The sequence below is a fragment of the Pseudomonas sp. WS 5051 genome, from assembly GCF_012985715.1.
Lineage (GTDB): Bacteria > Pseudomonadota > Gammaproteobacteria > Pseudomonadales > Pseudomonadaceae > Aquipseudomonas > Aquipseudomonas bubulae.
Genome location: NZ_JAAQWV010000003.1, coordinates 433,683 through 457,102, shown reverse-complemented (window position 1 = coordinate 457,102; position 23,420 = coordinate 433,683). Strand labels below are relative to the sequence as shown.

The following is a 23,420-nucleotide window of genomic DNA, read 5'->3' as shown; positions in this document are numbered from 1 at the left end:
CGTCATGGCCTTGTTAACACTGGAGCGCATCAGCGCACAGTACCCGGGCGCCGCTGAGCCGGTGCTGTCGGATATTTCCGTCAGCCTCGGGCCACAGCAACTGCTGGTCGCACTTGGCCCGTCGGGCAGCGGCAAGACCTCCTTGTTGAACCTGATCGCTGGCTTCGTCGAGCCCAGCGCTGGTCGAATTACCCTCGACAACGTACCCGTCCACGGCCCGAGTGCCGAGCGCGGTGTGGTGTTTCAGGATGATGTGTTGCTGCCCTGGCAAGACGTACTGGCCAACGTGGCTTTCGGCCTTGAACTGGCCGGTGTGCCACGGGACAAGCGCGAAGCCCGTGCCCGTGAAATGCTTTCGCTGGTGGATTTGTCCGGCTTTGAAAAGCGCCGCGTATGGGAGCTGTCTGGCGGTCAAAAACAGCGGGTGGGCCTGGCCCGCGCGCTGGCTGCCGACCCTCGCGTATTGCTGATGGATGAGCCCTTCGGTGCCCTCGATGCGTTCACCCGTGAGCAGATGCAGGAACTGTTGCTGCAAGTGTGCCGACGTACCGACAAGCCGGTATTTCTGATTACCCACGACATTGAAGAAGCGGTGTTTCTGGCCACTGACCTGATTTTGCTGGCGCCCAACCCCGGCCGCATTGTTGAGCGTCTGAGCCTGGATTTTGGCCAGCGCTACAACGCTGGCGAATCGGCACGTTCGATCAAGTCCGACCCTCGCTTTATTGAAACCCGTGAGCACGTGCTTGATCGCGTGTTTTCACAACGCGGTGCCGCCCAGCGGCAGGAGCGCGCATGAGCAGTTATGAAGCAGTCGCCGCCAACCCGGTTGCCGCGCCCCACACCCCACGCCCGGTCAAGCGCAGCCTGAGCACACGCTGGATCAGCGTGCTGACCCTCGTCACCCTGATCGCCGTATGGTGGGCCGTTACCGCTGCCGGGCTGATTGAACCCCTGTTTCTGCCGCCGCCCTCTGCCGTGTTGCAAAAAGGCTGGCTGCTGGCGACCACGGGCTATATGGATTCCACCCTGTGGCAGCACCTGGGCGCGAGCTTGAGCCGTATCGGCCTGGGTCTGGGCTTTGCGATTCTGACAGCAGTGCCGGTGGGCATCGCCATTGGCCACAACCGCATTGCGCGGGGGATTTTCGATCCGCTGATCGAGTTCTATCGCCCAATCCCGCCATTGGCCTATTTGCCACTGATCGTGATCTGGTGCGGTATTGGCGAGCTGTCGAAAGTGCTGCTGATTTACCTGGCGATTTTCGCCCCGATCGCGATTGCCACCGCCACCGGCGTGCGTACCGTTGACCCGGCCAAGGTCCGTGCTGCGCAGTCGTTGGGTGCGACGCGCTGGCAGTTGATTCGCCATGTGATTTTGCCGAGCGCCTTGCCGGATATCTTGACCGGTGTGCGTATCGGTCTGGGCGTGGGCTGGTCGACGCTGGTGGCCGCCGAACTGATCGCCGCCACCAGTGGCCTGGGTTTTATGGTGCAGTCCGCCGCGCAGTTCCTGGTGACCGATGTGGTGGTACTGGGGATTCTGGTGATAGCCATCATCGCCTTTGCCATGGAAATGGGCCTGCGCGCCCTGCAACGCAAGCTGGTGCCGTGGCACGGCCAGGCTCACTAACAACAGAACTCGACGCTGATTAATCGGCGCGCTGATTAAGAGAGAGATCATGAGCCTGACCATTACCCCGATTAGCTCTGCCCTGGGCGCCCAGATTGAGGGTGTCGACCTGACTCAACCGCTGAGCCTTGAGCACCGTGATGCCATCGAGCAAGCATTGCTTGAGCATCATGTGGTGTTTTTCAAGAACCAGTCGATTACACCGCAGCAGCAGGCCCGTTTTGCCGCCAATTTTGGCGACCTGCATATTCACCCGATCTACCCCAACGTGCCTGGCCAGCCGGAAGTGCTGGTGCTGGACACCGCCGTGACTGACGTGCGTGACAACGCGGTATGGCACACCGACGTGACCTTTTTGCCAACCCCGGCCATGGGCGCGGTATTGAGTGCCAAGCAACTGCCGGCTTTTGGTGGTGACACGTTGTGGGCAGCCGGTATTGCCGCTTTTGAAGGGTTGTCGAAACCGTTGCAGGTGCTGCTCGATGGGCTGACCGCAACGCACGATTTCACCAAGTCATTCCCGCTGGAGCGCTTTGGTTCGACCCCGGAAGATTTGGCACGCTGGGAACAGACCCGCAAAAATAACCCGCCGCTGTCGCACCCGGTTATCCGCACCCACCCGGTAAGCGGGCGCAAGTCGTTGTTCGTCAACGAAGGTTTCACCACGCGCATCAATGAACTGTCTGAAGCAGAGAGCGAAGCGATCCTGAAGTTGCTGTTTGCCCATGCCACCCGCCCGGAATACACCATTCGCTGGCGCTGGCAGGAGAACGATGTGGCGTTTTGGGATAACCGCGTAACCCAGCATTACGCCGTGGACGATTACCGTCCGAACCGCCGTGTGATGCACCGTGCAACGATTTTGGGTGATGCTCCGTTCTGATGAGCGCGGGATGACGTGTAGCCGCTGACGAGCGCAGCGGCATGAACACTGCAACTGTGGGAGCGAGCCTGCTCGCTCCCACAATAGGGCTTGACCTGCAACAGAGTATCTACAGGTTTACCGTCGGGCTCTTGCGTTTCGGCAAAAACGGCGGCAAATACAACCCCAGATAAGCATCCACCACGCGCATGCCTTCTTCGGCCATACGCGGGGTGATGCTGTCGTGCAGCTGGATGGAGCGTGCATACACGCGGTCGCCCAGCTCCATCGCCAGGGCAAACACGTCCACGTCCTGTGGCAGTGCTGGCAATTCAAAGTGGCGCATAAACAGCGCGTGCATCAATTGCCCCAGCTCAAGGTCGTGCTGGCGGTCGGCTTGTGTGACTTCGGTAAGGCCATGCTGGGCGAGAATTAACTGCCGGGCGGCTGCATCTTCGTTGTAGATCGTCAGCATTCGGTGTTCAACAATGTGCGAAAGATCGCGCCAGTCTTTCAACGCATCATGCTCGATCGGCGCCTGCAGACAGGCGCGGAAGGCTGCGTGAATATCACCGGTCAGCGCCTCAAGGAGCGCGGGTACGCCCGCGAAAAAGTGATAAACCGACGACGGCGGGATTTGTGCGTGCTCTGCCACGTTGTAAATCGACAGGCTGGATACGCCCTGCGCCGTCAGCAGCGTGCGGGCAGCGTCAAGTATCGTGTCGATGCGGCCCTGGCTGCGAGCGCGTGGCTTTCGGGGTGTGGCGCGGCTGGACATCAGCGTCTCCTCAAGGGCAGCCGGCATTGTAGACCTGTGAGCATGAAAAAACGCCGCGGGCTGTAAGGCCGGCGGCGTTTTTCGTGGACTGCAATCGCTTACACGGTATGCAAGTACCAGTTGTATTCGAGATCGGAGATGGAGTGTTCAAACTCTTCCAGCTCGCTCTCTTTACAGGCGACAAAAATATCGATGTATTTCGGGTCGATATATTTGGCCATCACTTCGCTGTCATCCAGCTCACGCAATGCATCGCGCAGGTTGTTCGGCAGGCTTTGCTCGTTTTGCTCGTAGCTGTTGCCTTCGACGGGTGCGCCCGGTTCGATCTTGTTGGTCAGACCGTGGTGAACACCGGCCAGCACAGAGGCCATCAACAGATACGGGTTGGCATCGGCACCGGCAACCCGGTGTTCGATCCGTACCGAGTCGGCCGAGCCGGTCGGGACGCGAATGGCCACGGTACGGTTGTCCAGGCCCCAGCACGGCGAGTTGGGCACATAGAACTGTGCGCCGAAACGACGGTAGGAGTTCACGTTGGGGCAAAGGAACGCCATCTGTGCCGGTAGGGTCTCGAGCACACCGCCGATCGCGTGACGCAATGCGGCGTTCTGCTCGGGATCCTCGCTGGCAAAAATATTTTTGCCGTCTTTGTCCAGAATCGAAATATGAACGTGTAGCCCGTTGCCCGCCTGGCCCGGATAAGGCTTGGCCATGAATGTGGTGTCCATCTCATGGTCGTAGGCGATGTTTTTGATCAGACGCTTGAGCAGTACCGCGTAGTCGCAGGCCTTGATGGGGTCGGCAACGTGGTGCAGGTTCACTTCGAACTGCGCCGGGGCACTTTCTTTAACGATGGCGTCAGCCGGGATGCCTTGCTCTTTGGCACCTTCCAGAATGTCCTGGAGGCAGTCGACGTATTCATCGAGGTCGTCGATCAGGTAAACCTGAGTCGAATGCGGGCGTTTGCCGGAGATCGGCGAACGGGGTGGCTGCGGGCGACCGTTAACGTTCTCCTGGTCGATCAGGTAGAACTCCAGCTCGAAAGCGGCACAAATGGTCAGGCCCAGCTCGTCAAATTTGGTAACAACTTGACGCAGTACTTCGCGAGGGTCGGCGAAGAAAGGTTCACCTTCAAGTTCGTGCATCGTCATCAGCAGTTGCGCGGTAGGGCGCTTTTGCCAGGGTTCGTTGCACAGGGTGTCGGGGATGGGATAACAGATTCTGTCTGCGTCACCGATATCCAGACCCAGGCCGGTGCTTTCCACCGTTGAGCCATTGATATCCAGTGCAAACAGAGAGGCAGGCAGGTTGATGCCTTTCTCGTAAACCTTGTGCAGGCTGGTGCGTTCGATGCGCTTGCCGCGCACCACACCATTCATATCCGCAATGAGAAGGTCTACGTACAGAACCTCAGGATGATCCTTAAGGAACGCGTTCGCTTCGTTAAGCTGAACGGCACGCGGGGGTACCGACATGATGCAACACCTTTGTTGTTAAAAATATCAATCATTGAGCGCTACGGGATTCAGTCAACCCGAACGGCATACCGAAGTCAAGCAGCCTCTTTTTTGCCCTGAAAAAGCGCCGGAAGGCCATTTTTGACGCTTTTTGGGGCGTATTTGTTCTGTTTTGACGGGTGGCGCCCGCAGGCTTGAGCGGGCCGTGTTGTATTTTTTACGGGGGTGTTGTGTAAAAAAATGAACAAGGCTAAGCTCGATTCAAACCCATAACAGCAATAATACCGGGGTGTTACATGTCACGCCTGCCGTTAATCGGCGTCACCGCCTGCACCAAGCAGATCGGTTTGCATCCTTATCACATCACTGGCGATAAGTACGTGCGAGCAGTTGCAGTGGCCGCCAAAGGCTTGCCCCTGATCATTCCGTCACTGGCGGAACTGATTGATCCGACCGATATTATTGACGGTCTGGACGGCCTGCTCTTTACCGGGTCGCCTTCCAATATTGAACCCCACTTGTATCACGGCCCCGCCAGCGCACCAGACACGCTGCATGATCCCGAGCGTGATCGCACCACCCTTCCCCTGATTCGTGCTGCATTGGCAGCGGGCGTTCCGGTGCTCGGCATTTGCCGCGGCTTTCAGGAGTTGAATGTAGCTCTGGGTGGCTCACTTCACCAGAAATTGCATGAAGTCGAAGGTTTTATCGAACATCGCGAAGACCCCAGTGCCCCTGTTGAGGTGCAATATGCACCGAGCCACGCCATGCACGTCCAGCCCGGCGGAGTGTTGGCCGCTTTGGGCTTGCCCACTGAGTTCGAGGTCAACTCGATTCATACCCAGGGTATCGATCGCCTGGCCCCCGGTTTACGCGCAGAAGCCCTTGCACCGGACGGTCTGGTCGAAGCCGTGTCGGTCAAAGACGGCAAGGCTTTTGCTTTGGCGGTTCAGTGGCACCCCGAATGGCAGGTAAGCTCCAACCCGATTTACCTCGCCATCTTCCAGGCATTTGGAGATGCCTGCAGACGGCGCGCAACACAACGCGACGCAGATGCGTCAGTAAACGCCTGACTTATTCAAGTCAGGACACTCAGCCCAGAGGCATTTATGAGTAACAACCTCGACCAGCTCACCGATTGGTTGAAAGACCACAAGATCACAGAAGTCGAATGCATGATCGCCGACCTTACCGGGATTACTCGCGGCAAGATCTCGCCGACCAACAAGTTCATTGCCGAAAAGGGCATGCGCCTGCCCGAGAGCGTATTGCTGCAAACCGTAACGGGCGACTATGTCGAAGACGACATCTATTACGAACTCCTCGATCCGGCCGACATCGACATGGTCTGCCGTCCCGATCAGAACGCAGTCTTTGTGGTGCCGTGGGCAATTGAGCCAACTGCTCAGGTGATTCACGACACCTATGACAAGCAGGGCAACCCGATCGAGCTGTCGCCGCGCAACGTGCTTAAAAAGGTCCTCAAACTCTACGCCGACCATGGCTGGCAGCCGATCGTGGCGCCGGAGATGGAGTTTTACCTGACCAAGCGCAGTGACGACCCGGATTACCCGTTGCAGCCGCCTGTGGGCCGCTCCGGCCGCCCGGAAACCGGTCGTCAGTCCTTCTCCATTGAAGCGGCCAACGAATTCGACCCGTTGTTCGAAGACGTATACGACTGGTGCGAACTGCAAAAGCTGGATCTGGACACGTTGATCCACGAAGACGGCACGGCGCAGATGGAAATCAACTTCCGTCACGGCGACGCACTGTCCCTGGCCGACCAGATTCTGGTGTTCAAGCGCACCATGCGCGAAGCCGCGCTCAAGCACGATGTCGCCGCCACGTTCATGGCCAAACCGATGACCGGCGAGCCTGGCAGTGCCATGCATTTGCACCAGAGCATCATCGATATCAACACCGGCAAAAACATCTTCTCCAATGAAGATGGAACCATGAGCGACCTGTTCCTGAACCACATCGGCGGGCTGCAGAAGTTCATTCCAGAACTGTTGCCGCTGTTTGCTCCGAATGTGAACTCGTTCCGCCGTTTCTTGCCTGATACCTCGGCGCCGGTAAACGTGGAGTGGGGCGAGGAGAACCGCACCGTGGGCCTGCGCGTACCGGATGCCGGGCCGCAGAACCGTCGTGTCGAAAACCGCCTGCCGGGCGCCGATGCCAACCCGTACCTGGCCATTGCCGCCAGCCTGCTGTGTGGCTACATCGGCATGGTCGAAGGCATCAACCCGAGTGCGCCGGTAGTGGGCCGTGGGTACGAGCGCCGCAACCTGCGCTTGCCGTTGACCATTGAAGACGCCCTGGAGCGTATGGAAAACAGCAAGACGGTCGAGAAGTACCTGGGCACCAAGTTCATCACCGGCTACGTGGCAGTCAAACGTGCCGAACATGAAAACTTCAAGCGCGTCATCAGTTCGTGGGAGCGGGAATTCCTGCTGTTCGCCGTCTGACACGCTGGAGGGGCGAGCCAGGAAGGCGCCGCCCCTCCTCTACTGACTAAAGGAGAGCCGTATGACCAACAAGAACCCGCAAACCCTCGAATGGCAACAACTGAGCAACGATCACCACCTGGCACCGTTCAGTGACTTCAAACAGTTGAAAGAAGTCGGCCCACGCATCATCACTCACGCCAAGGGCGTGTACCTGTGGGACAGCGAAGGCCACAAGATTCTCGACGGCATGGCCGGCCTGTGGTGTGTTGCCATCGGCTATGGCCGTGACGAGCTGGCTGAAGCGGCCAGCAAGCAAATGCGTGAACTGCCGTACTACAACCTGTTTTTCATGACCGCCCACCCGCCGGTCCTTGAACTGTCCAAAGCCATCGCCGAGATCGCACCTGAAGGCATGAACCATGTGTTCTTCACCGGCTCAGGCTCTGAGGGCAACGACACCATGCTGCGCATGGTTCGCCATTACTGGGCGATCAAGGGCCAGCCGAATAAAAAGACCATCATCAGCCGCAAAAACGGCTACCACGGTTCTACCGTGGCCGGTGCCAGCCTGGGCGGCATGACCTACATGCACGAACAGGGCGATTTGCCGATTCCGGGCATTACCCACATCCCGCAACCGTACTGGTTCGGAGAAGGGGGCGATATGTCCCCGGAAGAGTTCGGTATCTGGGCAGCCAACCAGCTCGAAGAAAAAATCCTCGAACTGGGCGTCGACACTGTCGGTGCCTTTATTGCCGAGCCGATCCAGGGCGCGGGCGGTGTGATTGTGCCGCCAGCCACCTACTGGCCACGCATCAAGGAAATCCTGGCCAAGTACGACATCCTGTTCGTGGCCGATGAAGTGATTTGTGGTTTTGGTCGCACCGGCGAGTGGTTCGGCAGTGATTTCTACGACCTCAAGCCGGACATGATGACCATCGCCAAGGGCCTGACCTCGGGCTACATCCCGATGGGCGGCCTGATCGTGCGCGACGAAGTGGTGGCGGTGCTGAATGAGGGCGGCGATTTCAACCACGGCTTCACCTACTCGGGTCACCCGGTAGCCGCCGCCGTGGCACTGGAAAACATCCGCATCCTGCGCGAAGAAAAAATTGTCGAGAAGGTGCATGCCGAAACGGCACCGTATTTGCAAAAGCGTCTGCGTGAACTGAACGATCACCCGTTGGTGGGCGAAGTGCGTGGTGTGGGCATGCTGGGTGCCATTGAGCTGGTACAGGACAAAGCCACACGCAAGCGTTACGAAGGCCGTGGTGTCGGCATGATCTGCCGGCAGTTCTGTTTTGATAACGGTCTGATCATGCGTGCCGTGGGTGACACCATGATCATCTCGCCGCCATTGGTGATCAGCAAGGACGAGATCGACGAGCTGGTGACCAAGGCGCGTAAGTGCCTGGATCTGACCTTGGAAACTTTGCAAGGTTAACTGCTAGGCTTTGAGCGCAGGAGAACTGCTGTTTTAAAGCAGGCAATTGCGCTCAGAGCCTTAAGAATCAAGGCTCTTCCCTTGAAAGCCTGCCCCGGATCTTGCCAGACTAGCCGCCGGCTTTAGTCACCTTGAGATCAGGTCGCTGAATCGGTGGTTTAAAAGAACAATTGGAGCATTACAGATGAAGGCATCAGGTTTTAAAAAAGCTGGCAAGACCCTTCTCGCCCTCTCCTTGATGGGTGTGATGGCCGGGGCAGCTCAAGCAGCAGACAAGGTTCTGCACATCTACAACTGGTCCGATTACATCGCACCGGACACGGTTAAAAAATTCGAAGACCAGACCGGTATCAAGGTGGTCTACGACGTGTTCGACAGCAACGAGACCCTTGAGGCCAAGCTGCTGGCGGGCAAGTCCGGCTACGACATCGTCGTGCCTTCCAACAATTTCCTGGCCAAGCAGATCAAGGCCGGGGTTTACCAGGAGCTGGACAAGTCCAAGCTGCCCAACTGGAAAAACCTCGACCCGGCGTTGCTCAAGGCCGTTGGCGATGCCAGCGACAAAGACAACAAACATGCGTTCCCGTACATGTGGGGCACCATCGGCATCGGCTACAACCCGGAGAAGGTCAAGGCCGCGCTGGGCGTGGACACCATCGATTCCTGGGACGTGCTGTTCAAGCCGGAGAACGCTGCCAAGCTTAAAAGCTGCGGCATAAGCTTCCTCGACTCGCCGACCGAAATGATCCCGGCCGCCCTGCACTACCTGGGCTACCCGACCGATTCGCAAGACAAGAAACAACTGGCTGAAGCCGAAGCGCTGTTCCTGAAGATTCGCCCTTCGGTCGGCTACTTCCATTCCTCCAAGTACATCTCCGACCTGGCCAACGGCAACATCTGCGTGGCCGTGGGTTACTCGGGTGACCTTGAACAGTCCATTTCCCGCGCCAAAGAGGCCGGTGACAAGGTCAAGCTCAAGTACGCGATCCCTAAAGAAGGTGCCGGCAGCTTCTATGACATGGTCGCCATTCCCAAGGATGCCGAGAACGTCGACGCCGCCTATGCCTGGATGAATTATCTGATGCAGCCTGAAGTGATGGCCGAAATCACCAACAGCGTGCGTTTCCCCAACGGTAACAAGGCTGCAACGCCGCTGGTGAATAAAGATATCTCGGGCGACCCGAGCATTTACCCGTCCGATGAAGTGAAGGCCAAGCTCTACGCCATCAGCGATTTGCCACCGACTACCCTGCGGTTGCTGACGCGCAGCTGGACCAAAATCAAGTCCGGTAAATAACGCCTCGCCCCTTGTAGCCGCTGCCGAAGGCTGCGATTGAGACCGGAGGGCTGATGCCTTCCGGTTTCACAAAAACCGGCGCAATGGTCGGAAAAACAAGGTGTTAGGGCAATTATTCGCGGAAAACTTTGCTGTGCAGGTTTATCGAGGGTAAGTTGCGCGCCGGTTTTGTCTTTGGCGGTTCGACTGCCGTATGACGCGGGCAACTCAGGCCCAACTATTTAGAGGACCATCACGTGTCTATATCTCTGTTTCGCAAGACCTTGCTGGTCGGAGCTGGTTTGACGCTTGCCGTCAGCGTACAAGCGGCACCCACGGTGCACATTTACAACTGGTCGGACTATATCGCGCCGAACACGCTGGCTGATTTTGAAGCCGCGACCGGCATCAAGCCGATTTATGATGTCTTTGATTCCAACGAAACCCTGGAAGGCAAACTGCTGGCCGGGCGTACCGGTTATGACGTGGTCGTTCCGTCTAACCACTTCCTGGGCAAGCAGATCAAGGCGGGTGCGTTCCAGAAGCTCGACCTTGCGCAGTTGCCGAATTATTCCAACCTCGACCCGGCCCTGCTCAAGCGCCTGCAGGCCAATGACCCGGGCAATCAATATGCCGTGCCTTACCTGTGGGGCACCAACGGCATTGGCTACAACGTCGATAAAGTCAAAGAAGTGCTGGGCGTCGACAGTATCGACTCCTGGGATGCGGTGTTCAAACCCGAGAACATGAAGAAGCTCACCAAGTGCGGCGTGGCCTTCCTGGATTCGGCAGATGAAATGCTGCCTACCGTACTCAACTACCTGGGCCTGGATGCCAACAGCACCAACCCCAAGGACTACAAGAAAGCTGAAGAAGTCCTGATGTCGGTGCGTCCATACGTCACCTACTTCCACTCTTCCAAGTACATCTCCGACCTGGCCAACGGCAACATCTGCGTTGCGATTGGTTTTTCCGGTGATGTATTCCAGGCCAAGGCGCGTGCCGAGGATGCAAAAAAAGGCGTGAACATCGCCTATATCGTGCCCAAGGAAGGCGGCGCCCTGTGGTTTGACATGCTGGCCATCCCCAAGGATTCCAGCAACGTCAAGGAGGCCCACACATTCATCAACTACCTGCTCAAGCCTGAAGTGATCGCTCAGGTCAGTGACTATGTCGGTTATGCCAACCCTAACCCGGCGGCCGACAAGGTGATGGATGAGTCCATTCGTACCGACGAAGCGGTTTACCCAACCCAGGCGGTGCTGGACAAGACATACGTCTCAACCGAGCTGCCCCCGAAAATACAGCGTCTGATGACGCGTACGTGGACCAAGGTCAAGACGGGCAAGTAATCTCGCCAGACCACCTATCCAAGGCCCGGCCATCAAGGCCGGGCTGCTAAATTTGTTGGGAGTTACGTAATGGCTGTTGCCTCCGGCGCCTATAAGAAAGCCCTCGAGGGCGACCAGACACCTAAGCAGGTGCTGGTCAAAATCGACCGGGTCACGAAGAAATTCGACGAGACGATTGCCGTGGACGATGTGTCCCTGGAAATCAACAAGGGCGAAATCTTCGCCTTGCTCGGCGGATCGGGATCGGGCAAATCCACTTTGCTGCGCATGCTCGCCGGTTTCGAGCGCCCAACAGAGGGTCGTATCTTCCTTGACGGTGTTGATATCACCGACCTGCCGCCCTATGAGCGGCCGATCAATATGATGTTCCAGTCCTATGCCCTGTTCCCGCATATGACCGTGGCGCAGAACATCGCCTTCGGCCTCAAGCAGGACAAGATGTCGACCGCCGAGATCGATGCCCGCGTGGGCGAGATGCTCAAGCTGGTCCACATGAGCCAGTACGCCAAGCGCAAGCCCCATCAGTTGTCCGGTGGCCAGCGCCAGCGTGTTGCCCTGGCCCGTTCGCTGGCCAAGCGCCCGAAGTTGCTGCTGCTGGATGAGCCAATGGGCGCATTGGACAAAAAACTGCGTTCGCAGATGCAGCTGGAACTGGTTGAGATCATCGAGCGCGTGGGCGTGACCTGCGTGATGGTGACCCACGACCAGGAAGAGGCCATGACCATGGCCCAGCGTATTGCGATCATGCATTTGGGCTGGATTGCCCAGATCGGCAGCCCGATCGACATTTACGAAACCCCGGTCAGCCGCCTGGTGTGCGAATTTATCGGCAACGTCAACCTGTTCGACGGTGAAGTGGTCGATGACGCTGAAGGCTATGCGCGGATCAAGTGCCCGGAGCTGGAGAACGATATTTACGTCGGTCACGGCGTGAGCACCTCGGTGGAAGACAAACACACCACCTACGCGATTCGCCCGGAAAAAATGCTCGTCACCACCGAAAAGCCGACCTGCGAATACAACTGGTCGCGCGGTAAGGTGCATGACATCGCTTACCTGGGCGGGCACTCGGTGTTCTACGTCGAGCTGCCGAGCGGCAAGCTGGTGCAGTCGTTTGTGGCCAACGCCGAACGCCGTGGCGCCCGCCCGACCTGGGACGACGAAGTCTACGTGTGGTGGGAAGACGACAGCGGCGTGGTATTGCGCTCATGAACATGCGAAAACTCAAACGCCGACTGCAACGAATAACCCCCGGTGGCCGCCATATGGTCATCGGGATTCCATTCCTGTGGCTGTTTTTGTTCTTCATGCTGCCGTTCTTTATCGTCCTGAAGATCAGCTTCGCGGAAGCGGACGTCGCGATTCCGCCGTATACCGAGATTTATAGCTACGTTGACCAGAAAATCCAGGTACTGCTGAACTTAGGCAACTACGCCATGCTCGGCGACGATGAGCTGTATATCGCCGCGTATCTGGGCTCCCTGAAGATGGCTTTCTTCAGCACCCTGCTGTGCCTGCTGATCGGTTATCCGATGGCCTATGCCATCGCCAATGCCCGTAAAGAGATGCAGACCGTGCTGGTACTGCTGATCATGATGCCGACCTGGACTGCGATCCTGATCCGCGTTTACGCGTGGATGGGCATTCTCAGCAACAACGGCCTGCTCAATGGCTTCTTGATGTCGATGGGCTGGATCAGCGAACCCCTGCAGATCCTCAACACCAATATCGCGGTGTATATCGGCATTGTGTATTCGTACCTGCCATTTATGATCCTGCCGCTGTATGCCAACCTTGTGAAGCACGACACCAGCCTGCTGGAAGCCGCGTCTGACCTGGGTTCGAGCACCTTCAACAGCTTCTGGAAGATCACCGTGCCGCTGTCCAAAAACGGCATTATCGCCGGCTGCATGCTGGTGTTTATCCCGGTGGTGGGCGAGTTCGTGATCCCGGAACTGCTGGGCGGCCCGGAAACCCTGATGATCGGTAAAGTGCTGTGGCAAGAGTTCTTCAACAACCGTGACTGGCCGGTGGCGTCTGCGCTTGCCGTGGTCATGCTGGCGATCCTGATCGTGCCCATCATTCTGTTCAACCGCAGCCAGGCTAAAGAGCTGGAGGGCAAGATATGAATCGCTTCCGTTTTTCTAGCTTTATGTTGGTCGCGGGGTTGTTGTTCATCTACCTGCCGATGCTGATTCTGGTGATCTACTCGTTCAACGCCTCCAAGCTGGTGACGGTGTGGGGCGGCTGGTCGTTGAAGTGGTACGTGGGCCTGCTGGACAACACGCAACTGATGGGTTCGGTGATGCGCTCGCTGGAAATCGCCCTGTACACGGCGATTGCAGCGGTGGCACTGGGTACGTTGGCGGCGTTCGTGCTGACGCGTATCAGCCGCTTCAAGGGTCGCACGCTGTTTGGCGGCCTGGTGACGGCGCCGCTGGTCATGCCAGAGGTGATTACCGGCCTGTCGCTGTTGCTGCTGTTCGTGGCCATGGCGCAGATGATTGGCTGGCCGCAAGAACGGGGCCTGGTGACCATCTGGATCGCGCACACGACGTTCTGCTCGGCCTATGTGGCGGTGGTGGTGTCGTCGCGCTTGCGTGAGCTGGATCTGTCGATCGAAGAAGCGGCCATGGACCTGGGTGCCAAGCCGTGGAAGGTGTTCTTTTTGATCACCATTCCCATGATTGCGCCCTCCCTGGCGGCCGGCGCAATGATGTCCTTTGCCCTGTCGCTGGATGACCTGGTACTGGCCAGTTTTGTGTCGGGGCCGGGGTCGACGACCTTGCCGATGGAAGTGTTTTCGGCGGTGCGCCTGGGGGTCAAACCTGAGATCAACGCCGTGGCCAGCCTGATTTTGCTGGCAGTGTCACTGGTGACCTTCATGGTGTGGTTCTTCAGCCGCCGCGCTGAAGAGCACCGCAAAAAGGCGATTCAGCAGGCTATCGATGAGTCTGCGGCGGAATCGTGGAAGCAGCCGGACGTGCGTCGTCCGCAGTCGACCAGCGCGGTTTAAGACAGCGTCATAAAAAACCTCGCCCCCTGTGACAGGGAAGCGAGGTTTTTTTTGCCTGAGATCAAGACCCCTCACCCCAGCCCTCTCCCATTGGGAGAGGGTCAGGGTGAGGGTTTTTTTGATCTTCCTATGGCTTGGCCACCTTCCACGCCCCGTCCATTTTACCGTCACCGGTCATGTCACCGGCTTTCTTGTCCATCACGAAGGTGTACAGCGGTTTGCCGTCATAGGCCCATTGCATGTGGCCGTCATCGCGCTTGATGGCCGTCCACTTGCCCATGTCCATGGCTGTGCTCTCGGCTGCCAGCGGCGGCCAGTTGGCGGCGCACTTGTCATTGCACATCGATTTGCCGCCCGCATCCTTGGCGAAGGTGTAGAGGGTCATGCCTTTGTGGTCAACGAGCATGCCGTCCTTGGTCATCGCCGGTTCAGCCGCATACGCCAACCCGGGCAAGGTGAAGGCTACGGCCAGCAGCAATGTTTTTAGGGAAAACGAGCTAGATGTCATTGGAATCGTCCTTTTTGTGGTTGTACGATTTGAGACTAAAGCGTAGTTCACTAACCGTTAGCGCGCGCCCATCCCCAAAGCTGTCACACGACTGCAATAATTGCGTTATCTAATGCGCCACAAGACAGTTTAATGACGAGAGGATTACGGCATGGTTGGCAGGAGCATTTTGATCGTTGATGACGAGGCGCCGATCCGCGAGATGATCGCCGTGGCCCTGGAAATGGCGGGCTACGATTGCCTTGAAGCCGATAATGCCCAGGATGCCCATGCCATTATCGTGGACCGTAAACCGGACCTGATCCTGCTCGACTGGATGCTGCCCGGCGGCACGTCGGGCATTGAGCTGGCCCGACGCCTCAAGCGCGAAGAGCTGACCAGCGGTATTCCCATCATCATGCTCACGGCCAAGGGTGAAGAGGACAACAAGATCCAGGGCCTGGAAGTGGGCGCGGATGACTACATCACCAAACCATTCTCCCCCCGTGAGCTGGTCGCCCGCCTCAAGGCTGTGCTGCGCCGCGCCGGCCCGGCCGATGCCGAATCGCCCATCGAGATTGGCGGTCTGCTGCTCGACCCCATCAGCCACCGCGTGACCATCGACGGCACCCCTGCCGAAATGGGCCCCACTGAATACCGCCTGCTGCAATTTTTCATGACCCACCAGGAGCGCGCCTACACCCGGGGCCAGTTGCTGGACCAGGTCTGGGGCGGCAACGTGTACGTGGAGGAGCGCACTGTGGACGTGCATATCCGCCGCTTGCGCAAAGCGCTCGGTGAGGCTTACGAAAATCTGGTACAAACCGTGCGTGGTACCGGTTACCGGTTTTCCACCAAGGCCTGATACCGGCTCTCACTGATCCAGCGGCAAGCAAGGACTCGCGCGACGTGAATCAAAACTGGCATGGCACTCTGATCCGTCATTTGTTGCTTTTGGTCACTGGCTGCCTGCTGGTCGGGCTGATCAGTGGCTTTTACGGCTGGAGCCTGGCCATTGGCCTGGCGTTCTATCTGGGCTGGACCCTCAAGCAGTTGCTGCGCCTGCACGAGTGGCTGCGCCAGCACAAACCCGACGAAGCACCGCCCGATGGCTACGGCTTGTGGGGCGAGGTGTTCGACAGCATCTACCACCTGCAGCGCCGTGACCAGCGCGTACGCGGGCGACTGCAAGCGGTGATCGATCGCGTGCAAGAGTCCACGGCGGCGCTCAAGGACGCGGTGATCATGCTCGACAGTGACGGCAACCTGGAGTGGTGGAACCTCGCCGCAGAGACCCTGCTGGGTCTCAAGACGCCACAGGACAGCGGCCAGCCAGTGACCAACCTGGTACGCCACCCGCGCTTCAAGGAATACTTCGAGCAAGGTAATTATGGCGAACCGCTGGATATCCCCTCGCCGGTCAACGATCACTTGCGCATCCAGCTCTATATCACCCGCTACGGCAACAACGAACACCTGATGCTGGTGCGCGACGTGACGCGCATTCATCAACTGGAGCAGATGCGCAAAGACTTTATCGCCAACGTATCCCATGAACTGCGTACGCCGTTGACGGTGATCTGTGGCTATCTTGAAACCCTGCTCGATAACGTCGACGACGTAAACCCGCGCTGGAAGCGCCCCCTGTCGCAAATGCAGCAACAGGGTGAACGCATGCAGACCCTGCTCAACGACCTGCTGTTGCTGGCCAAGCTGGAGGCCACGGATTACCCCTCGGATAACCAGCCGGTGGCCATCGACAGCTTGCTGCGTTCGATCAAGAGCGACGCCCAGGCGTTGTCCGGTCAGCGCAACCAGACGATCACCCTGGACGTGGAAGCCGATTGCGCGCTCAAGGGCAGCGAAGCCGAATTGCGCAGCGCGTTCTCCAACCTGGTGTTCAACGCCGTCAAATACACCCCCGATGGCGGCAGCGTACGCATTCGCTGGTGGGCAGACAGCGCGGGCTCCCACTTGAGCGTGCAGGACTCGGGCGTGGGTATCGACAACAAGCATTTGCCGCGCCTGACGGAACGCTTCTACCGTGTCGACTCCAGCCGCAACGCCAGCACCGGCGGCACCGGGCTGGGCCTGGCGATCGTCAAGCATGTGTTGCTGCGCCACCGCGCGCGCCTGGAGATCAGCAGCGTATTGGGACACGGCAGCACCTTCACCTGCCATTTCGCACCGGGCCAGGTGACAAAACCCCAGCCAAAGACACTTATTGACTAGGCCCTGTAGCCCTTTCCCACTAGGCAAGGGCTACATCAGCCGTTACATTGTTTGGCCATACCTCCCTATCTGTAACGACGGAACCCGTAAAACTCCATCATGGACCCTTCCCCTGGCTTGACCCTCGCGACACTCTTCGCCGACTTCGGCATGATTCTTTTTGCTTTGATCCTGGTTTTGCTCAACGGTTTTTTCGTTGCGGCCGAATTTGCCATGGTCAAATTGCGCTCCACCCGGGTTGAGGCGATAGCCGAAGACAACGGCTGGCGCGGGCAGATCCTGCGCACCGTGCATAACCAGCTCGACGCCTACCTGTCTGCCTGCCAGCTGGGTATCACCCTGGCCTCGCTGGGCCTGGGCTGGGTCGGCGAGCCGGCGTTCGCCCATATCCTGGAGCCGCTGCTGGGCGCCATCGGCGTCTCGTCGCCTGAAGTGATCAAGGGCGTATCGTTCTTTACCGCCTTCTTTATCATTTCCTACCTGCACATCGTGGTCGGTGAGCTGGCGCCCAAGTCCTGGGCCATCCGCAAGCCAGAGACCCTGTCGCTGTGGACCGCCGTGCCGCTGTACCTGTTCTACTGGGCCATGTACCCGGCGATTTACCTGCTCAACGCCAGTGCCAACGCGATTTTGCGTATTGCCGGCCAGGGTGAGCCCGGTGCCCATCACGATCACGCTTACAGCCGTGAAGAACTCAAGCTGATCCTGCACTCCAGCCGTGGCCAGGATCCGAGCGACCAGGGCATGCGCGTGCTGGCTTCTGCCGTGGAAATGGGCGAGCTGGAAGTGGTCGACTGGGCCAACTCCCGCGAAGACCTGGTGACCCTGGATTCCAAGGCGCCGCTCAAGGACATCCTGGCGCTGTTCCGTCGCCACAAATTCAGCCGCTACCCGGTCTATGATGCCGACACCAACACCTTCGTCGGTTTGCTGCACATCAAGGATCTGCTGCTGGAACTGGCCGACCTGGACCACTTGCCCGAAACCTTCAACCTTGAAGAACTGACCCGACCGCTGGAGCGGGTGTCGCGGCATATGCCGCTGAGTCAGTTGCTTGAGCAGTTCCGCAAGGGCGGCGCGCACTTTGCCCTGGTTGAAGAAGCTGACGGCAAGGTGGTGGGCTACCTGACCATGGAGGACGTGCTGGAAGTGCTGGTGGGTGATATCCAGGACGAACACCGCAAGGCCGAGCGCGGCATTCTGTCGTATCAGCCTGGCAAGCTGCTGGTGCGCGGCGACACGCCGTTGTTCAAGATTGAACGCTTGCTGGGTGTGGACCTTGACCACGTTGAAGCCGAAACCGTCGCGGGCCTGATCTACGACACCCTCAAGCGGGTTCCGGCCGAAGAAGAACAACTGGAAGTCGAAGGCCTGCGCATCATCATCAAAAAGATGAAAGGTCCGAAAATCGTCCTGGCCAAAGTCCTCAAGCTGGATTAAATCCCGCTCTTTGTAGCAGCTGCCTCGTTCCTTCGGCAGCTGCTGCAAGGATTTATGCAACTCTCCCTTCTGTAAGAACTTTTGCCAGCGAAAGCTGGCTGAAAGCTTCCCTCTCTAGCATCGAGTCATTACCGGCAACAGACCGGTTGGCCTGCCACGCGTACAACCCGCGGTCAGCGCCTTACTACAACAATAAGGGTGACTTTCATGCTGACCTTCCTTGGCTTTGCCATGGTCATTACATTCATGTACCTGATCATGACCAAGCGTCTTTCCGCCCTGATCGCCCTGATTCTGGTGCCCATCCTGTTTGCCGTTTTCGGCGGTTTTGCCCCGAAAATCGGCCCGATGATGCTCGAAGGCATCACCAAGCTGGCCCCTACCGGGGTGATGCTGATGTTCGCCATCCTCTACTTTGCCCTGATGATCGACTCCGGTCTGTTTGACCCGGCAGTGCGCAAGATCCTCAAGCTGGTCAAGGGTGATCCGCTGAAAATCTCGGTGGGCACGGCGGTGCTGGCGCTGGTGGTGTCCCTGGATGGCGACGGCGCGACCACCTACATGATTTGCGTGGCGGCCATGCTGCCGCTCTACAGCCGTATCGGGATGAGCCCGCGGATCATGGCCGGCCTGATCATCCTGGCCGGCGGCGTGATGAACATGACGCCCTGGGGCGGCCCGACAGCACGGGCGGCCAGTGCGCTGCACGTCGATCCTTCGGATATTTTTGTACCGATGATCCCGGCAATGCTCGCCGGCTGCGCAGCGATCCTGGTCATCGCCTGGTTCTACGGCAAGCGCGAGCGTGCGCGTCTGGGCGAATTGCACCTGCACGGCGATGAAGTCGACCACAGCGAAATCAGCGTGTCGCAGTATCCGGATGCACGTCGACCTAAACTGATCTGGTTCAACGGTGCATTGACCCTGGCGCTGATGATCGCGCTGATTGCCGGCCTGCTGCCTCTGCCCGTGTTGTTTATGGTCGCGTTCAGTATCGCGATGATCGTCAACTATCCTTGCCTGCAACAGCAAAAAGACCGCGTAGCGGCCCATGCTGGCAGTGTCCTGGCAGTGGTTGGGCTGATTTTTGCCGCGGGTATCTTCACTGGCATCCTGTCGGGCACCGGGATGGTCGATGCCATGTCCAAAAGCCTGTTGGCCGTGATTCCGCCTGCGCTCGGGCCGTATCTGGCGGTGATCACCGCGCTGGTGAGCATGCCCTTCACCTTCTTCATGTCCAACGATGCGTTCTACTACGGGGTACTGCCTGTATTGGCCGAAGCGGCCAGCCACTACGGCATCACTGCCGCCGAAATGGCCCGTGCCTCAATTGTCGGCCAGCCAGTGCATTTGCTCAGCCCACTGGTGCCCTCGACCTACCTGCTGGTAGCCCTGGCCGGTATCGAGTTTGGCGATCACCAGCGTTTCACCCTCAAGTGGGCGATTCTGGTGTGCCTGTGCATCATGGTCGCCGCGCTGCTGCTGGGCACATTCCCGCTGTTCAGTACGCTGTAACACAGCAATCGCGTAGCAGCTGCCGAGGAACGTAGGCTGCGTTCGAGCGCGAAGCGGTCGTAAAGTCTGAGCCTATGGTGTGCCTGACACACCGCAATCGCCGATTTTACGACTGCTGCGCAGCCGGACGCAGCCTTCGTTCCTCGGCAGTTGCTACGAGGTATTAATCTTTCAACCCTGCCCCTGCTATGCGATGCTGGCGCTCTGCTCAATTGCCGACTACATCTTAAGAAACATCTGTAGGAACGGCCCGCAGCTATCTGATCCTTAGACACATCTACCACAGGGAGCCAGCATGCTGACCCTGCTCAATCTGCTTTCCGCCGTGGCCTTGCTCATCTGGGGCACGCATATCGTCCGAACCGGCATCTTGCGGGTCTACGGTACCAACCTGCGCCATGTCATCGGGCAAAACGTCTCCAGGCGCATGTTTGCCTTTGTCGCGGGGATCGTGGTTACCGCCATGGTGCAAAGCAGCAACGCCACGGCCATGCTGGTCACCTCCTTTGTCGGCCAGGGGCTGATGGCGCTCACTCCCGCGCTGGCCACCATGCTCGGTGCCGATGTCGGTACGGCCTTGATGGCGCGGGTGCTGACCTTCGACCTGTCGTGGCTGTCGCCGCTGTTGATTTTTCTGGGTGTGATTTTCTTTTTGACCCGCAAGCAAACCCGTGCCGGGCAACTGGGGCGGGTGGGCATTGGCCTGGGCTTGATCATCCTGGCGTTGCAATTGATTGTCGAAGCCGCCACACCCATCACCCATGCTCAGGGCGTGAAGGTGATTTTTGCTTCGTTGACCGGCGATATTCTGCTCGATGCCCTGGTTGGCGCCCTGTTCGCCATGGTGTCTTACTCAAGCCTGGCGGCCGTGCTGCTGACCGCCACATTGGCGGGCGCGGGGGTTATCAGCCTGCATGTGGCCATCGGCCTGGTGATTGGCGCCAATATCGGCAGCGGCATACTGGCGTTTCTCAGTACCAATATGCAGAACGCAGCGGGCCGGCAGGTGGCATTGGGCAGCCTGCTGTACAAGCTGATCGGCCTGTTGTTGATCATGCCCGTGCTCGACCCGCTGGTGGCCTGGATGGACAGCCTGAGCTATAGCGCCCAGGAGTTGGTGATCGGCTTCCATCTGCTCTACAACACCGCCCGCTGTTTCTTGATGTTGCCGACAGTAGGCCTGATGGCGCGCATTTGCGCCTGGCTGCTGCCTGAGCGCGAGCAAACCAACGGTGTCGCCAAACCGCGCCACCTGGACCCCGCCGCCCTCGATACACCGAGCCTGGCGCTAGCCAATGCGGTGCGCGAAACCCTGCGTATTGGCGACCTGATCGATACCATGTTGGTCAATATGCTCGACGTTCTACGCGGCAAGCAAACGGCTATCACCGCGGAAATGCGCACGTTGAGCGATGAAGTCGAAGTGCTCTACAGCGCGGTAAAACTCTATCTGGCACAAATGCCTCGGGAGGATTTAAGCGAGCAGGACAGTCGGCGCTGGGCTGAAATCATCGAACTGGCGATCAACCTCAAACTTGCCAGTGATGTAATCGAACGCATGCTGCGCAAAGTCCAGCAGCAGAAAACCTCCCAGCGCCGGTCATTTTCAGAAACAGGGCTGGAGGAGCTGGTGGGCCTGCAAACTCAGTTAATCGATAATTTGCGTCTTGGGCTGACGGTGTTTCTCAATTCCGACCCGCAGAACGCCCGCCAATTGCTGCGTGAAAAACGCCGCTTTCGCGCCCAGGAGCGGCGTTTGGCCCACGCTCACGTAAGTCGCTTGCAGCGTAAAGTCACACAAAGTATCGAGACCAGTTCTATGCATCTGGAGCTGATCGCGGACATGAAACGCCTTAACTCGTTGTTTTGCGGCAGCGCCTACGTGGTGCTGGAGACCTCTGAAACCGGGGCCCTGGAGCTGGATGACGCAGCCGACACGCAACATTCGCCTTGAACGTTGTACGTCGGGCTGTTGTCAGCCGTTATGCAGCGACTAAGCTGCACGGGCTCAAGGATTCGAGAATTCAGGGATTTTTTATGCGTTGCCTGCTGTTTATCTGCTTGCTGCTTGGCGCTGCCCAAGGCTTTGCCCTGGATCGCTACAGCGTTGAGGGCTATCAACTGCCCAATGGTCTGCAACTGATCCTCAAACCCAACAACGATCGCGATCATGTGGCTATTCGGCTGGTGGTGGGGGTGGGTATGGATGACTTTTCCTGCGCCGATCAGCAATTGCCCCATCTGCTGGAACATTTGCTCTTCAGCGGCATCGACGACACCGGTGAAGGGGGGCTGGAGGAGCGCATGCAAGCGTTGGGGGGCGAATGGAACGCTTTTACCAGCAGCGCCGATACCACCTTTGTGATCGAGGCCCCGGCAAAAAATCAGCGCAAGATTCTCGACCTGCTGCTGGGGTTGCTGACCCGCACCCAGCTGACCGAACAACGTATCAGCGACGCCAAACAGGTGGTCGAGCGCGAAGACGGCGGCCATTATTCGCACTTGCAGCGCTGGCTGGACCGTCAGGATCTGGGCCACAGCGCCAGCAACCAGCTGGCTGTCGAATTGGGCCTGAAGTGCGCCGAGCGGGCCGAAGTGCATGACCTTACCCGCCAGCAACTAGAGGCTGTACGCCAGAAGTGGTACGCGCCCAACAACATGACGCTGATTATCGTCGGCGACCTTGACCGTTTCTTGCCAGCTTATCTCGAGCGAGCCTACGGTGCCCTCGAGCCGGTTGACCCCAGCGAGCACCGTCCCCTGGCCGCCATCGATGCCAAGGCCGACGCAGAGCGCGAGCTGGTGCGCGGTGTGGTGGGCGATACGGCAACCCTGCACTGGTTGCTGCCCGAACCGGTTATCGAAGGGCAATCCGATGAAACCTGGACCCTGCTGCGTGATTATCTGGAGTGGGCGCTGTACAGCGAACTGCGGCTCAAGCACGGCTTGTCTTACGGCCCCTGGGCTGAGCGGGAGGTGTTTGGCGGCGTGAGTTTTCTGAGTCTGAATGCGGATCTTGAACGCGAGAACGTGCCCAGGGCCCGTGAGGTGATGCAGCAACTCACGTCACGGCTGCTCAAGGACGGGCTGGATCCGCAGGTGTTTGCCCGACTCAAGCAAATGGCCATTTCCCGTCAGGCGTGGACGGTGCAAGGCAGCAGTGCGCTGGCTGATTACTACTGGGCCTCGCTGGGAGACTACGATGAAGGCCGTTTTGCCGACCCTGCCCGGCAGTTGCAGGCCATTAACCTGGAGCAGGCAAATGCCGCACTGCGCGAGTTATTTGCCGAGCCCGGGTACATTCGCATCGAAAAGCCGCTATTCAGCTATCACGGCTTGAGCATGGCCATTTTGGGCGGGTTGCTGCTGTTGATCAGCGCCGCGGTGGGTTGGCGCCTCTGGCGCCGGCGTTAAGGCTTGATTGCCGGAGTCGCAAACGTTTTGATACCGTAAAATCATTGCCTATTCGCGGCTGGTTG

The 23,420-nt window shown here is 58.5% G+C and carries 20 protein-coding genes; 17 read left to right on the top strand and 3 right to left on the bottom strand.

The features are described from left to right. Positions 1-4: 4 nt before the first annotated feature. The 3 genes from tauB to tauD are packed head-to-tail and all read left to right on the top strand — an operon-like array spanning position 5 to position 2,515. The gene (gene tauB, locus HBN79_RS06920) at positions 5-799 is read left to right on the top strand and encodes a taurine ABC transporter ATP-binding subunit (RefSeq protein ID WP_094999608.1); all 795 of its coding nucleotides are present in this window, start codon (positions 5-7) and stop codon (positions 797-799) included. Then, complete coding sequence (tauC, locus tag HBN79_RS06915; RefSeq protein WP_094999609.1) at positions 796-1,632, top strand: taurine ABC transporter permease TauC; 837 nt, start codon at positions 796-798, stop codon at positions 1,630-1,632. The genes tauB and tauC overlap by 4 nt, the downstream gene beginning before the upstream one ends. Before the next feature lie 49 nt (positions 1,633-1,681). Further along, positions 1,682-2,515 (top strand): taurine dioxygenase, encoded by an 834-nt coding sequence (tauD, locus tag HBN79_RS06910; RefSeq protein ID WP_095017913.1) that lies wholly within the window; start codon positions 1,682-1,684, stop codon positions 2,513-2,515. Between the two features lie 109 nt (positions 2,516-2,624). Here tauD and HBN79_RS06905 read toward each other — a convergent pair whose 3' ends face one another. Then, the gene (locus tag HBN79_RS06905) at positions 2,625-3,272 is read right to left on the bottom strand and encodes a TetR/AcrR family transcriptional regulator (RefSeq protein ID WP_094999611.1); all 648 of its coding nucleotides are present in this window, start codon (positions 3,270-3,272) and stop codon (positions 2,625-2,627) included. Positions 3,273-3,370: 98 nt separating this feature from the next. Beyond that, positions 3,371-4,747 carry a glutamine synthetase family protein gene (locus tag HBN79_RS06900; protein WP_094999612.1) on the bottom strand — a complete coding sequence of 459 codons (1,377 nt, stop codon included), beginning with the start codon at positions 4,745-4,747 and terminating at the stop codon, positions 3,371-3,373. Positions 4,748-5,025: 278 nt separating this feature from the next. Between HBN79_RS06900 and HBN79_RS06895 the strand changes: the two genes are divergently transcribed. From HBN79_RS06895 to HBN79_RS06860, 8 genes are all read left to right on the top strand, one after another. Beyond that, complete coding sequence (locus tag HBN79_RS06895; RefSeq protein ID WP_095017911.1) at positions 5,026-5,802, top strand: gamma-glutamyl-gamma-aminobutyrate hydrolase family protein; 777 nt, start codon at positions 5,026-5,028, stop codon at positions 5,800-5,802. Between the two features lie 36 nt (positions 5,803-5,838). Next, positions 5,839-7,197, top strand: a complete 1,359-nt coding sequence (locus HBN79_RS06890; RefSeq protein ID WP_094999614.1) for a glutamine synthetase family protein — start codon at positions 5,839-5,841, stop codon at positions 7,195-7,197. 61 nt (positions 7,198-7,258) lie between these two features. After that, on the top strand, positions 7,259-8,623 hold the full coding sequence (locus tag HBN79_RS06885; protein WP_094999615.1) for an aspartate aminotransferase family protein: 1,365 nt from the start codon (positions 7,259-7,261) through the stop codon (positions 8,621-8,623). Between the two features lie 184 nt (positions 8,624-8,807). Then, positions 8,808-9,920, top strand: a complete 1,113-nt coding sequence (locus HBN79_RS06880) for a polyamine ABC transporter substrate-binding protein (protein ID WP_095017910.1) — start codon at positions 8,808-8,810, stop codon at positions 9,918-9,920. A gap of 236 nt (positions 9,921-10,156) precedes the next feature. Continuing rightward, positions 10,157-11,251 carry a polyamine ABC transporter substrate-binding protein gene (locus HBN79_RS06875; protein WP_094999617.1) on the top strand — a complete coding sequence of 365 codons (1,095 nt, stop codon included), beginning with the start codon at positions 10,157-10,159 and terminating at the stop codon, positions 11,249-11,251. Positions 11,252-11,320: 69 nt separating this feature from the next. After that, positions 11,321-12,463, top strand: a complete 1,143-nt coding sequence (gene potA, locus HBN79_RS06870; protein WP_094999618.1) for a polyamine ABC transporter ATP-binding protein — start codon at positions 11,321-11,323, stop codon at positions 12,461-12,463. Next, positions 12,460-13,380 carry an ABC transporter permease subunit gene (locus HBN79_RS06865; protein ID WP_029611643.1) on the top strand — a complete coding sequence of 307 codons (921 nt, stop codon included), beginning with the start codon at positions 12,460-12,462 and terminating at the stop codon, positions 13,378-13,380. Before potA ends, HBN79_RS06865 begins: the two co-directional genes overlap by 4 nt. After that, positions 13,377-14,267, top strand: a complete 891-nt coding sequence (locus HBN79_RS06860) for an ABC transporter permease subunit (protein ID WP_016782811.1) — start codon at positions 13,377-13,379, stop codon at positions 14,265-14,267. The genes HBN79_RS06865 and HBN79_RS06860 overlap by 4 nt, the downstream gene beginning before the upstream one ends. A gap of 127 nt (positions 14,268-14,394) precedes the next feature. Here the strand turns inward: HBN79_RS06860 and HBN79_RS06855 are convergent, their stop codons facing one another. After that, entirely contained in the window at positions 14,395-14,775 is a 381-nt protein-coding gene (locus HBN79_RS06855) for a hypothetical protein (protein WP_094999620.1), read from the bottom strand. Between the two features lie 151 nt (positions 14,776-14,926). Here HBN79_RS06855 and phoB point away from each other — a divergent pair, with 151 nt between their 5' ends. From phoB to HBN79_RS06825, 6 genes are all read left to right on the top strand, one after another. Further along, positions 14,927-15,619, top strand: coding sequence for a phosphate regulon transcriptional regulator PhoB (gene phoB, locus HBN79_RS06850; protein WP_138738414.1), 693 nt, complete (start codon positions 14,927-14,929; stop codon positions 15,617-15,619). A 44-nt stretch (positions 15,620-15,663) separates the two neighbouring features. Continuing rightward, positions 15,664-16,986, top strand: coding sequence for a phosphate regulon sensor histidine kinase PhoR (gene phoR, locus HBN79_RS06845; RefSeq protein WP_169916470.1), 1,323 nt, complete (start codon positions 15,664-15,666; stop codon positions 16,984-16,986). A 99-nt stretch (positions 16,987-17,085) separates the two neighbouring features. Continuing rightward, on the top strand, positions 17,086-18,426 hold the full coding sequence (locus tag HBN79_RS06840; protein WP_094999623.1) for a hemolysin family protein: 1,341 nt from the start codon (positions 17,086-17,088) through the stop codon (positions 18,424-18,426). Positions 18,427-18,633: 207 nt separating this feature from the next. After that, on the top strand, positions 18,634-19,941 hold the full coding sequence (locus HBN79_RS06835; protein WP_094999624.1) for a CitMHS family transporter: 1,308 nt from the start codon (positions 18,634-18,636) through the stop codon (positions 19,939-19,941). A gap of 295 nt (positions 19,942-20,236) precedes the next feature. Continuing rightward, positions 20,237-21,895, top strand: a complete 1,659-nt coding sequence (locus HBN79_RS06830; protein ID WP_094999625.1) for a Na/Pi cotransporter family protein — start codon at positions 20,237-20,239, stop codon at positions 21,893-21,895. A gap of 83 nt (positions 21,896-21,978) precedes the next feature. Then, positions 21,979-23,355 carry a pitrilysin family protein gene (locus HBN79_RS06825; RefSeq protein WP_169916469.1) on the top strand — a complete coding sequence of 459 codons (1,377 nt, stop codon included), beginning with the start codon at positions 21,979-21,981 and terminating at the stop codon, positions 23,353-23,355. The last annotated feature ends 65 nt before the right edge of the window (positions 23,356-23,420 follow it).